This window comes from Vibrio owensii CAIM 1854 = LMG 25443, assembly GCF_000817815.1.
Classification (GTDB): Bacteria; Pseudomonadota; Gammaproteobacteria; order Enterobacterales; family Vibrionaceae; genus Vibrio; species Vibrio owensii.
Genome location: NZ_JPRD01000025.1, coordinates 108345 through 121493, shown reverse-complemented (window position 1 = coordinate 121493; position 13149 = coordinate 108345). Strand labels below are relative to the sequence as shown.

At 42.4% G+C, this 13149-nt stretch carries 12 protein-coding genes and 1 pseudogene; 4 read left to right on the top strand and 9 right to left on the bottom strand.

The genetic code is table 11. The annotated features are described in order from the left end of the window. Positions 1-57 precede the first annotated feature (57 nt). Complete coding sequence (locus H735_RS15665) at positions 58-1245, top strand: FIST signal transduction protein (RefSeq protein ID WP_020197421.1); 1188 nt, start codon at positions 58-60, stop codon at positions 1243-1245. Further along, the gene (locus H735_RS15660) at positions 1235-2965 is read left to right on the top strand and encodes a response regulator (protein ID WP_020197422.1); all 1731 of its coding nucleotides are present in this window, start codon (positions 1235-1237) and stop codon (positions 2963-2965) included. The genes H735_RS15665 and H735_RS15660 overlap by 11 nt, the downstream gene beginning before the upstream one ends. A 168-nt stretch (positions 2966-3133) precedes the next feature. Here the strand turns inward: H735_RS15660 and H735_RS30170 are convergent. From H735_RS30170 to matP, 5 genes and pseudogenes are all read right to left on the bottom strand, one after another. Further along, a pseudogene (locus H735_RS30170) lies at positions 3134-3313 on the bottom strand (DUF3693 domain-containing protein); the annotation flags it as partial. A 473-nt stretch (positions 3314-3786) separates the two neighbouring features. Next, complete coding sequence (locus tag H735_RS15650; protein WP_020197423.1) at positions 3787-5001, bottom strand: HDOD domain-containing protein; 1215 nt, start codon at positions 4999-5001, stop codon at positions 3787-3789. Positions 5002-5131: 130 nt separating this feature from the next. Further along, positions 5132-5455, bottom strand: a complete 324-nt coding sequence (locus tag H735_RS15645; RefSeq protein WP_020197424.1) for a hypothetical protein — start codon at positions 5453-5455, stop codon at positions 5132-5134. A gap of 115 nt (positions 5456-5570) precedes the next feature. Further along, positions 5571-5882 (bottom strand): DUF3634 family protein, encoded by a 312-nt coding sequence (locus H735_RS15640; protein ID WP_020197425.1) that lies wholly within the window; start codon positions 5880-5882, stop codon positions 5571-5573. 10 nt (positions 5883-5892) lie between these two features. Continuing rightward, positions 5893-6342, bottom strand: a complete 450-nt coding sequence (matP, locus tag H735_RS15635; protein ID WP_020197426.1) for a macrodomain Ter protein MatP — start codon at positions 6340-6342, stop codon at positions 5893-5895. Positions 6343-6553: 211 nt separating this feature from the next. Between matP and H735_RS15630 the strand changes: the two genes are divergently transcribed. Together H735_RS15630 and fabA are read left to right on the top strand one after the other, a co-directional pair. After that, positions 6554-8194, top strand: coding sequence for a S16 family serine protease (locus H735_RS15630; protein WP_020197427.1), 1641 nt, complete (start codon positions 6554-6556; stop codon positions 8192-8194). Positions 8195-8264: 70 nt separating this feature from the next. Continuing rightward, a complete protein-coding gene (fabA, locus tag H735_RS15625; RefSeq protein WP_020197428.1) occupies positions 8265-8780 on the top strand; it encodes a bifunctional 3-hydroxydecanoyl-ACP dehydratase/trans-2-decenoyl-ACP isomerase in 516 nt (171 codons plus the stop codon). A 134-nt stretch (positions 8781-8914) separates the two neighbouring features. Here the strand turns inward: fabA and rmf are convergent, their stop codons facing one another. The 4 genes from rmf to H735_RS15605 form a co-directional block, all read right to left on the bottom strand. Then, positions 8915-9088 carry a ribosome modulation factor gene (gene rmf, locus H735_RS15620; RefSeq protein ID WP_005532367.1) on the bottom strand — a complete coding sequence of 58 codons (174 nt, stop codon included), beginning with the start codon at positions 9086-9088 and terminating at the stop codon, positions 8915-8917. A 170-nt stretch (positions 9089-9258) separates the two neighbouring features. Next, on the bottom strand, positions 9259-10989 hold the full coding sequence (locus H735_RS15615) for a DUF3466 family protein (protein WP_020197429.1): 1731 nt from the start codon (positions 10987-10989) through the stop codon (positions 9259-9261). Between the two features lie 7 nt (positions 10990-10996). Further along, complete coding sequence (locus H735_RS15610; protein ID WP_020197430.1) at positions 10997-12916, bottom strand: ABC transporter ATP-binding protein; 1920 nt, start codon at positions 12914-12916, stop codon at positions 10997-10999. Beyond that, a complete protein-coding gene (locus tag H735_RS15605; RefSeq protein WP_012128011.1) occupies positions 12894-13145 on the bottom strand; it encodes a glutaredoxin family protein in 252 nt (83 codons plus the stop codon). Before H735_RS15605 ends, H735_RS15610 begins: the two co-directional genes overlap by 23 nt. Positions 13146-13149: the final 4 nt, after the last annotated feature.

Below are 13149 nucleotides of genomic sequence, written 5' to 3'. Positions count from 1 at the left end.
TAGCGCTTAATTTTCGCAATGGTATAACAGTAAAGTGATAAACAATAATAAAACCGTATGCAGTGCCAATCATTATTTACTCATATTACTGATGAATGTTTAGCAATAGAGAAATTTCGCTCTGAGTTGAGTCCGGACAACTTATCCCATCTCATCTGTTATTACACAGAGGAGTATGATTTCAGAAAAATCCAAAACGCGTTCGTTGAACTCTTTCCTGAGGTAACCGTTCACGGAGCTAGCTCATGCCAAGCGATCATGACCAATCATGGATACCATCAAGGGCCTGTTATTGCCGTACTTGCGATTTATGATTCCGGTCAACACGCGTATGGGACGGGCATTGCAACCTATGGGGATAATATAGAAACAAGCGTTGATGACGCACTTAATATGGCGCTTCTTCATGCGAATCGAGTAGGTGAAGTACCGAATCTGATCCTTCTTCACGCAACCCCAGGAAATGAAGAATCAATTATTGAATGTATCGATGAACGCTTTGGCACTTTGGTTCCCATTATTGGTGGTTCGTCAGCCGACAATAATGTTAAAGGGAATTGGTCTGTAATCACTTCACAAGGATACGAGCAGAACGGCGTAAGTCTGACACTATTTTATTCATCCCAACCAGTTGATACCGCTTTTAGCGCTGGGCACTCACCAACAGACATCACTGGCATCGCAACAAAAACGAAAGGGCGCTGCCTTTTAGAAATAGATAACCAACCCGCATTAGATGTCTACCGTAAGTGGACCAATCATCAAGAAACGCAATCCGATGAAGAAAGCTTTCTATTTACAAACTCTAGTGCTTACCCTCTGGGACGCATTGCAGGGCACCTTTACGAGAGGCCTTACTACAAGCTGTCTCACCCAATAAGAGAAACAGAGCAGGGGGGTATCGAGCTTTTCACAAATATTGAAGAAGGTGAAGTGTTAACCCTCATGCAAGGAAGTCGCCAGCACCTCGTAGCTAGAGCGGCGAGAGTAGTGAACGCGGCTTTTAATCAAAAGTTAGAAGAGTCTCGAAAAATAGGGGTCATCAATATCTTTTGTGCGGGTCCTATGCTGCACTTAAAGCAGGATATTAATAGTGTTTGTGAACAAATTAACCAGGAATTAGAGAACCTACCTTTTATTTGCCCGTTTACTTTTGGTGAGCAAGGAAGATTTATAGGTGGCGAAAATGGACATGGAAACTTGATGATATCTTCAGCAATTTTCCATAAACCTTATGAAAGATAAATATTTAGAGATATACCAACAAGAAGCGTTACAAGAGGCACTTGTCGAGCTAAAAGAAGCGAGGCAAAGAGAGAAATTACTAGCAGACGAGAACAAAGCAATCTTATCTGCAATTTCCGCAATGAGTGAAGCCAGAAACCGGCATGAGATTTTTTCAGGGCTGAACAATGTTCTGAAAAAGTATATTGATTTTGATGACTTTATCGTAATTACACGTGACAGCAATCGCCAAAGTTTCAAGACTCTTTTATCAACCAATAGTGTATTTGATAGGGTAAGTTGGTTACAAGGTAACGCAACAGAGCGAGCGCTTAACGGCGAGTGTATTTTGTTGTTCGAACCTATGCGTTTAAAGGAGTTTGAGAGCCTAAACTCCTTTATAAAAAGTCAGGTAAGCTCCATGCTTTTAACTGGCATTAGGTCTGAAGTAACGCAAACGATCATCATACTTGTCGGCGCTCAAAAAGGGCATTTCAGTATTGAAAACAAAGAGACGCTCCGACGTTTCAGGCCTTTGATTGAAAGGGCTGTTATCGATATTGAAACTAAAGAAAAGTTACAACGTATCGTAGAGGTCCGCACCTCGCAACTTGCAAAAGCAAGAGAAGAAGCGGAAAGAGCAAACCAATCTAAGTCCGAGTTCCTGGCCATGATGAGCCATGAGATTCGAACTCCATTAAACTCGGTTTTAGGCATGCTCGATATATTGAGACAATCGACTTTAACCGAAGACCAATCAGAAGTTCTTAATCAGATGGAGCGCTCAGCTGATCTGCTTCTCGCAATCATTAGCGATATTCTCGACTTGTCAAAAATAGAGTCTGGTAGCTTTCATTTGAATGAACAGTGGACTGATTTAAGTGACGCCGTAACCCTTATCATTTCTCAACAAAAACAAGTGGCTACAGCTAAGAATTTGTGTTTTGAGTTCGATTGTAACCTTGATAAAAACAAGCAATATTGGATTGATTCAACACGCTTGTCTCAAATTCTCTTTAACTTGATTGGCAACGCAAGCAAATTTACTGACTTTGGTGGCATCGATATCTCTGTGATTGAAAAAGATAGCGAGCTCATGATTTCTGTTGCTGATACCGGCATCGGAATTCCAAAAGCTAAGATTGGCCATCTTTTCACGGCTTTTCATCAAGGCGACAGTTCAATAACACGAAGGTTTGGTGGTACTGGTTTGGGGCTCGCTATAACCAAACATCTGGTTGAGATGATGCGCGGAACAATCAGCGTAAAAAGTGAAGAGAACGTTGGCTCACACTTTAAAATCAGGATTCCGGTGTTAACCAGGAATAATCAAGAAAGGCCCGTAAAGATAGAGCAAAATCATCCATCAAAAGCGATGAATCTTCTTGTCGTAGAAGACACAGAATCAAACCAACTAGTCATTAAGCTTATTTTAAACAAGCTTGGGCATAACGTTTTTATCGCCAGTAATGGTGCAGAAGCTTTAACGTTCTTGGAAGAACAACGACAAAGTATCGATATAATTTTAATGGACGTCTCAATGCCAGTAATGGATGGGATAACTGCAACAAGGTTGATCAGACAAAAAGGAATCAGCACACCAATCATTGCTTTGACCGCGCATGCGCTTGAGAGTGACAAAATAACATGTATGAAAGCTGGCATGGACGGCTTTGTTTCGAAGCCAGTACGAAGACAAGATATCTACCAAGCAATCCAATCACTAGTAGAACTCGCGTAGCGCATTAATATAGATCTTAACAATCGTAAGATTATTAAGATCTATATTAAGTATTTTATGGTAAATCACCATTATGTTTAATGACACCTACAAAAAGCGCTGTATTTTAAAATCTGAGAGGGATAGAAGACCAAACTAGAGAAGAATTGGCGTACGTGGACATTTCATTTAACATAACACATATAATGCGCACTGTAATAATGATTCTGACGGACTCGAAATCACCATAGCCAAACCACCACAAGCCATTGAAATTCCTGTTAATCCAAGCCCGTTATACTTTTTTGCTATGTTTTCCCACATACCACGAATCGCTGGGTTCTCGTTGCGATCAGCGTGACAACTAACAGCTCTGTTTCTGTTTTGTGTTTCACTAAATCTAATTTACCAATTGTTCTAGTTCTTCGTTAATTGTTCTTATGCTGACCTTGCACTAGTTTGTTTAGCCAACTTATTCTCTATCTGTTCTTTTGGTAGTTATTGGGTTGCATCGGTTATGTTTGAAGATGCACTTTATTTTTCACGTCCTATATTGTGTCACTCACGTCAGTAAAAAATTTCAAGATTCTGGAAACACTTTGGGAATCCATCGCCTTAGAAACATGCTTTCAAGATTAGATAAGTAGCTCCGTCATATTTTAAAACTTGGCGTTAGTTCTTCTAATATTGCTCATTTCTTTGAGTGACATTGTCACTAAGGCTTAGTCATTTTTAAAAAACCAAAGAACTCAGATTTATCATCTGTAGGTTTCTCTTTTTCAGGCAATAAAAAAGCGACCAAACGTGGTCGCCTTAAATATATATGTGACGTCGTAACCCTTTTACATCAAAAGAGTCATCTTTCCAGGGGCGCTCATTCTAATGGATGATAACGCTTCTCCAGATATTTGAACGTTAGCAAACCAAAATGGTTTGTGCTTTTCCGCAAACACTTCACTTCTTGATAAGTTATCGTAGATTGCATATGCCCTAGCCTGTGCCAAAGCTGCACCATATACGCTGCGTTCTAAGACAGGTTTATTTTCTATGTCCTCTAGAATCGCGACTTTAATGTGTTCTACATTTTTCGGCCAGTTGAAGCTTTCCACAAGTCGTTTCGTCACCAGCGCTTCCATATCGACAATGACTTTAGGCAAGAACGCTGAATTGGGTCGGACATCAGCACACGCGTAGTACTCATCTTTACGGTTAGTCTTTCTGTAATTCAGCATGACTTCAATGAGTGCATCTTCAAACGTGTCGGTAAAATGGTTAATGAGCACGATACTGCCGAGACTTCGAAGCGTTCCGATTAAAACTCCGCAATCGGGGTCAGGAATATCAGTTTCATTCAATCGCATCTTGGTGATGTTGGCGGTTAAAACCAATTGCTGCCAAAACTTCGGAGTAAGAACCTTAGTATTATTGTCTGACCATCTCATCATTGGACGCGCCATCAATACTGGGAATAACTTGCGGCAATTCTCAACTCCTATGCGACCGATCGCAATTCGAACATCTGAGTTGTTCTTTGCCGCGCTGCCTCGTTCACGTAGCCTCGAGTTTTCAATGAGATCAGCGATTGTTGAACTTAACGGGTGACTGCTGTTGGCTAAATCAGTCAGTTTTTGCAGGCTCAGAGATGGCGTATAGGCAAATGATGCAAATTGTTCGAATGCTGGTAGATTGCTAGATAACTTATTAATAGGTAGAGCTTCTAGCTTTTTCAATAACATTCGCTCGGCAACTTTAGACACGTCATTTATCACTGTTTGCAGTGTTTTCTGTCTATCTTCAACAACCTGCCGCTTTTCTTTGACTCGCTCTTGTTCACAGATAAGAAGTATTCTTTGGTTACGTGTAACTCGGTCTTCTTCACTGAAGATGACGTCGTCGCAATAGCGCCCTTGTAAACTGAGAAGCTTGTCCACCTGTGACTGGTCCACTTGGTGGTTCATGCTTGCTAGCCATTTTGCATGCCTAAGCTCTACTTCTTGCGATACTTTGGCCGCGATGTCCATTGCTTCTTGTGTGTAATTTTTTTGTGTGAGCAACAAACTGATATTCCTAACGTTGTTTTATTTTCCTGTCGGCAAGTTTATCTATAAAGCCACATGCAGTAAACGAAATGTGACATTAATTCCAGTTATAAGTAATTCGAACTTACCGAAATGTAATTAGCAAATACTAATCCCCCGTTGTTATGTGTAATCGTATGTACTTTTCAGAGAATTTATAGCGATAACGTTTTCCTATTTTCACATTTGACTTAGCGAACTGGCATACGCGTTTATCGCCACTTCCGTTTACTTTTTTGATCTTGGCGCTCTTGCCTTTATGCTCCATCTCAATCATCAAGTCACAATAACCGTAGTAACCATCAAACTTTCTGTTGGTTTTCTTTTGAAGTGCTACTTTGATTTTGTTCGCTACGGGATTGGTCTGTGAGTCATCAGCTTTAGCAACAGAGTTACTAAATAACACAAGCAAAAACGTGACAGTGTATCGCATAGAGTTACCTTTTGGTTAGTCAAAGCTAAAACTGTAACTCACTGACTTAGTTAATATAAAAACGGGGCGCAATTAATGCGCTCCGTTTAACATGAACAAGTAACTGATAATATGCTTAAGCTCGTTTCTTGCCTTTAGTTGACTTAAAACCTTGGTGAGGGAATACGTTTCTTATGCGCTGTTGAACTTTCTTAGGGACTTCTTTAGAGAAAGTTAAACGCATACCAGTACGTTGATTGTAGACTTTCATCTCACCATCAAAGGGATCATGCTCAGCGATGTCTTGCAGGTTGTGTTTAAAAGAAGGTGGAATATGACCTTTCACGTTAGATATATGCCCTTTCTCGAATTTAACCTTTAAGATGGGTCTATCTACAGCGATAAGCCAAAAAATGACAACAGCAGCAATCAATATTACATAAAGCATTTGATACTCCTTAGCTGGACAACAATTTACTCAAATCTTCTTTCAAAGATGATACCTTCATACTTGCTTTCTCACTTCTTGAAGCTTCTGATAAAAGGTATTCGATGGCGTCTGATAATGTACACCCTAACTCATTGGCTCGGTTTGAGAGCTTTTCCCACACTCGGTAATCAAGATCAATTGACTTCTTTTTCGTGTGTACTTGCTCAGCATTAAAGTGACGTTTGCGCTTTGCACGAATTGCCTGTTTGAGCTTATTATCAAGCTCTTCTGACATGTGATTTTCTATCCAAGTTAGCACTTGTGTTGGCTCATGCTCTAACTTTCGTAGTTCGGCAATAGCAGCATCAACTTCACTCGTATCAATGTATCGAGTGATGGCTTCACCATCTTTCCATTTTTTGATGAGGTACTTCCATTTCCAACCACATTCTAAATTCTCAAGCTGCTGATATTTCATCCTTCCGACCCTTAGTGCGCATATGGTGACAGCGTAACCCAGATGCACAAATTCAGCAATTAAAACTCATAAAAGTATCGATGTTGATCACTCATTTGTCGAAGGTTTAATCAACTGAATTTGCAGAATTTTTGGATAGGTCAAATTGTTACTAGGGAGTTGATCATCGTTTCGCTATAATGCGCACAAGACTAAATTACGATGAATTTGAATGAACCAAGTTAACTGGCAAGATGTCACCCCCTCTTTTGAGCAGTACGAAGAAATTCTGAGCAACGCTCCTTCACTCCCGCTAAAGTCATTTATTGATTTACAACCAAGACTGGAAGCGACCGTCCGTCGATTCGTCAATGTGAGAGGCCTAACTCGCATACTGCTAGTTAACTGCACGGATAACTCGGTTTATCGCGGATTTATCCGTGATGCTTTGCAGGTGGCAACAGATACTCCTGTCGTTGTTACAGAATCGCTGGACGGAAAAGAGCTGTTCGATCGTTATAGTGTCAATCTAGATGGGCAAACAACATTTGAATCAGGTTTAATCGCCAAAGCGCATGGTGGTTACCTTATTGTTCCAGCAAACTTAGTTTTGGCGAATGCTGCTCGATGGCCAAGTATTAAAGCAGCCATTCAAGGTGGAAGCTTTGCACCGACCAATTTGACACCTAATCGTATCGCGTCTTCTCCGCTTGGCAGCCAAGAATACGATGTAAAGCTTGTTATAACGGGTGATCGCAATCAGTTAGCGGAAATTGAGTACATTGACGAAGACTTCTCGGCTGGTATTACCATGTATACCGAGGTTGAAGAAGATATACATCTTTCCGAAGAAAGCCTGCGTAGTTACATCGGTCTAGTTAATTGGGTATGTCAACGCTATCAATACCCAGCGTTGAGCTCTCAAGCGTTTAGAAGGCTTATTCTCGCTGGTATGCGCTACACCGAAGATCAACACTATTTACCACTCGGAGTAATGTGGCACAGCCAATTGCTGGCTCTTGCTAGTCAGTATTCAAATGCTTCTGTGATCGAATTTGATGATATTGATAAGGCAATTGATGACAAATATTATCGTGAATCGTACCTACCACAACGCGCAGTAGACGATATCCTTGATGGACAAGTGATCATTGAAACAACTGGCGAGCAAGTCGGTCAAATTAATGGCCTCACTGTCATTGATATGGCTGGACACCCTGTCTCTTATGGTGAGCCTGCACGTATTTCCTGTGTTATTCACTTTGGTGACGGTGATATCTCAGATGTTGAACGTAAAGCGGAGCTTGGTGGTAACTTACACGCGAAAGGCATGATGATCATGCAAGCGTTTGTGAGTTCTGCTCTGAACCTAGATGAACCTCTGCCTTACTCTGCCTCGATCGTATTCGAACAATCATACAGTGAAGTCGACGGAGACAGCGCCTCGTTAGCAGAGCTTTGTTGTTTAGTGAGTGCCCTATCTGAATCTCCGGTCAACCAGCAGATCGCTGTTACTGGCGCGGTAGACCAATTTGGTCGTGTACAGGCCGTTGGCGGTTTGAACGAGAAGATTGAAGGCTTTTACCAAGTATGTAAACACCAAGGCTTTACAGGTGAGCAAGGCGTAATTATGCCTAAATCCAACCTAAAACATCTCGCTCTACATAAAGATGTCATAAAAAGTATTAAGAATGGTGAGTTTCATATTTGGTCAGTTTCTACTGTCGATGAAGCTATTCCTATTCTGATGTCTAAACCGTTCCGTGGTGAAGACGATAGCATCATCGGTAAAATTGCTGAACGTATTGAAAACTTTGAAAGACATGAGCATCCAGTCGGAATTGTGGAGCGCATCAAAAACTGGTTTGTCTAGTACTGATCGGAGTTGTTTAGCGTACACGTGTTCACTAAGATGCAGCTATCAAAAATTGGAGTAATTGATAATGCAAAACAAACGTGATTCTTACAACCGTGACGATCTTCTAGCTTCTAGCCAAGGTGAACTTTGGCCACAAGGTCCTCAGCTACCAGCACCAAACATGTTGATGATGGACCGCATCACAAAAATGTCTGAGACTGAAGGTGATTTCGGTAAAGGTTTGATCCTAGCAGAATTGGACATTACTCCAGACCTTTGGTTCTTCGACTGTCACTTCTCTGGCGACCCAGTAATGCCTGGCTGTCTTGGCCTTGATGCAATGTGGCAGCTTGTTGGTTTCTTCCTAGGCTGGGTTGGCGGTAAAGGTAAAGGCCGTGCTCTAGGGGTTGGCGAAGTGAAATTTACTGGTCAGATCCTACCAACAGCGAAAAAAGTGACTTATGAGATCCACATGAAGCGTGTTGTTAACCGTAAATTGGTGATGGGTCTAGCTGATGGTCGTGTTTGTGTAGATGGCAAAGAGATCTACGTAGCAAAAGATCTGAAAGTAGGCTTATTCCAAGACACTTCAAGCTTCTAGTCTCCTACTCTTAATTATTTAAGAAGGCTCCTTTAAGGGGCCTTTTCTTTGTTAGATAACTATACTCCTATCCATCAAATGCAGAAAAGGCTCTTAACGAGCCCTTTCAAATCCTTCTGTTTGTATGTGGAGAGTTATTTATAGAGACCAGATTGTTTTTCATCTCTGGCATCACGCCAACCACCTAACCAATACGACCGAGCGTCAATTTGTTGATATGGGCAAGCCTCTTGAGACCTTCCATTCAACCCAGCTTTATAGCCTTGAGATTGAGCTCGTTCTAGGCGATCACGCTTTTGTCTCTTCATAGTTAATTCCTCATACAGGTCCATTTACAAACGTACTACTGTTACTGTGAAACTTTGATGGAGTTTTTATGACTCCATTTATAAGAATCGATCAAATTGCGCGTTTTCTCAAGGCATAAAAAAGCAGAGGTTCATTTCTGTGAGCCTCTGCTTGATTTAAAAATTACTGACTATTTTCTACGGAACCCGAACAAGCCAAGCATGGTCAAAGCCAACCATCCAAGGCCAGCACCTTCGCGCTCAGAAGCCTCGTCTTCGATACTTCTCTGCTGGATATCTGCCGAAGTAGCACCGGCAATAGGCATCAACTTAACAGCAACGATCTTTTCAGTACCATCACAAGACGCGTTATGGTCGGTACTCTTATATCCGCCTTCACACTTCATTGCAGTGGCTGAAATAACGCCAGCGTCGTTAATGTCTGTCGCATTAATGATGCGGAACGCGTTGTTGTCTGCAGAGAAATCTCCACCGTTCGTCAGGTTATCCAAGAACCATGCTTTGCCATCGAAGATTTCTTTAGCACGGTCGCTAACTTCTCCACCAAGTGCGTATGGATAGATAAATCCGCGTTTACGACGAGGCTTACCTTCATCTTCACGAGTTGTTTCAGCGTCTAGTTGACCAACGATCTCGTTGTACGAGTTGATCGCTCCCATGTGACCGCCAGCACCACTGAAGAAAATACCTGTAGTTGGATAATCTGCAACAACAGAGTCTTTCCTTACGTCTTCAACAACAAAAAGGCGATTTGGAGCAGAACCTGTTGGCATCAAATAAGCACCAGAACGTTTCGCTTCACCAATCGCGACAAAGTTTGAGTTAACATCTGTTAAACGCGAGTTTGTATGAACAGTATCACCGCTAATACGTTGTTCAGCGCCGCTTACTAATTTGTTTTCCCACTCGACGCCAGCAATTTCACCAGAAGTTGCTAACTGACCTACAAACACGGTAGCGTTCATGTAGTTGTCGTCAGGGTAAGTATTGTAGCCAACACCATAAACTGTGAGTCCGTCAGATACCACTCCACGCATACTGCCTTGTGCCAAACGCTCTCCATCTTGAGAGGTGTTGCTAGGCCAATCAACTTGACTCACCGCACCAGTTTTATCCCAGATAGCAGCTTTTGACGTATGATGCGTGCCATTATCATTTACTGCTTCTTCCGAAATACTACCAACAGTAAATGTGCCGTCAGTGCGCCATGCTCGGCTCGCTACAACAGTTGCGTCTTCGTCACTCGGAATAATCGTAGGGACCACAGGTGCAACAACAGTATTTCGTGTTTCCAGTTCAGAAGAATCCGACTCGCTTACCACACTCTGGTTACCAACTGGTTCACCCTCAGCAGTAAGGCTGTTGATCACATTGTTGTACTTGTTTTCATAAGCACTGTCATCACCCTCAACAAACGCTAGTGCGTTTGTTGTAAAGTCTTTGCCTAACTCTTTGCTCCATGGTTGCCAATGCACAGAGGCCCAGGATTCGCACGTTGAGTAACGACGTTCATTGTAGCAATAGCGCTCAAAGTCATCGTATTCTTGTACATAATAAAAACCTGAGTCCATTGCAAACGGAACTTCTTCGCGATAACTAACTCCATCTACCATCTCACCTGCAGAGATTGGTGTTGTACGAGTTTCCATCGCAAGTTTAAACTGTTCCGGCGTACAACCAGCTGCGGAATCAAAACAACCATGGACAAACGGTGAACCAGTGCTTACATCCTGAACATCACCTTGCTGAATCGCAACGCCATAAGCGGTCTCGTAATTAACAATATCACCGTTTGACTCCGGTTCTACTTCAATAACTTGATACAATGCTGCATTAGCATTCATTGCTGTACCAACCATCATCGCGACGGCGGTTAATTTGAATTTGTTACTACAATTCATTGAATTCTTAACTGTCCTGTTGCATTGCTTCGAGTTCTTCCCATCTCTCGAATGCGATTTCCAACTCCTGCTCTACTGCAGCGAGCTGTTCCAATACCGGTTGAGTCTGTTCTACAGATTTAGTGAAGAACTCTGGGTCATTCACTTGTTCTTGTAGCGTCTCAATATCCGACTCTAATTGTTCTAGTTTAGCTGGAAGAGCCTCTAATTCTCTTTGCAGCTTATACGATAACTTCTTCGAATTGTTCTTAGGTTGCGTAGTTTTGGGAGTTTCCTCAACCACTTTCTCTTTCTTCGTTGCTTTTTCAACCTGACCGCGTGAAGCAAGAACTTGATCACGCTGCTGTTTAGCATCGTGATAACCACCAACGAACTCTTCGATTACGCCGTTACCTTCAAAAATCCAGCTGGTTGTTACTGTATTGTCTACGAACTCACGATCGTGACTCACTAACAGTAACGTACCCTGATAATTGGCAAGCATTTCTTCTAAAAGTTCCAACGTTTCGATGTCCAAATCGTTGGTTGGTTCGTCCAGAATAAGCAAGTTGTTAGGTTTCAATAAGATACGAGCCAACAACAGACGGTTTTTTTCACCGCCGGATAACGCTTTTACTGGCGTACGAGCACGTTTTGGTGCGAACAAGAAATCTTGCAGGTAGCTCAATGCATGACGCTGACGGCCACCCACCATCACTTCTTGCTTACCATCCGCTAAGTTATCGATAACCGTCTTTTCAGGATCGAGGATTTCACGATACTGGTCGAAGTAAGCTACTTCTAGCTTTGTGCCGCAATGTAGACGACCACCTTGTGCCTCTAACTGGCCTAGTAACAACTTGAGAACCGTACTTTTACCACAGCCGTTAGGGCCAATCAGAGCGATTCGGTCACCACGCATGATGTTGAAGCTGAAGTCATCCACGATCTTTTTGCCTTCAAAAGCAAAAGAGACGTTCTCTGCTTCAAAGACGATCTTGCCTGAGCGCGATGCATCGTCGATGTTAAGGTTAACTTTACCTTGCACTTCACGACGGTCACGACGTTCTTCACGAAGCTTCTTAAGAGCGCGAACACGACCTTCATTACGGGTACGACGCGCTTTAATCCCCTGACGAATCCACACTTCTTCTTGAGCTAACTTTTTGTCGAACTCTGCATTTTGCATTTCTTCAACACGAAGCATCTCTTCTTTGTCATTCAGATACTGATCGTAATTACCAGGGAAAGAAGCCAATTGACCGCGATCTAAGTCAACGATGCGTGTCGCCATCGATTTGATGAACGCACGGTCGTGAGAAATAAAGATGATTGAGCCTTTGAAATCTTTTAGGAAGTTCTCTAGCCATTCGATGGTTGTTACATCAAGGTGGTTAGTAGGCTCATCAAGAAGCAATACATCAGGGTCACAAACAAGTGCACGAGCCAGAGCGGCTTTGCGTTGCCAACCTCCAGATAAGTCCGTCAGTTTGGTTTCCGGGCTTAACTTTAAAGCGCCCAGAACGTTCTTGACACGGTCATCAAAGCGCCAAGCATTTAGATGATCCAACTGCTCTTGAATCTTAGCAAGACGATTAATGTTCTTTTCACTTGGGTCCTGAGCCACAAGATCGAGAAGATCATGGTAGATCTTCAGCTGTTCGCCGATTTCAGCTAAACCACCAGATACGTATTCGTAAACCGTACCCTCTTGATTGCGTGGTGGATCTTGTTCAAGTCGAGAAACAACTACGTCTTGAGTGATTTGAATCTTGCCATCGTCCAACAAAATGTCGCCGGCAAGCACTTTCATTAACGTGGACTTACCTGCACCGTTACGACCAACTAAACAAACGCGTTCGTTTTCTTGAAGAGCGAACTCCGCTTTATCTAGCAATGGGTGGTCACCAAATGCAAGTTGCGCGTTATGAATGGTAAGTAATGCCATTATTATCCAACCAATGTGTAAGTTGTTCTAAGTCAAACGGCCAGTTCAACTCAGAATCTTGATATTTCAATACGGGAATCGTGACGCCGTAACGAGAAAAGAGAACATCGTCGAACGCAATGTCGACGATGTGAGTTTGTTCGGCGAGGCCAATCTGACCAACGAGATCAAACGCCATCTCACAGAGATGGCATCCTTCAGTGCTGTAAAGTGTTAGCACGTTCAACATCTTT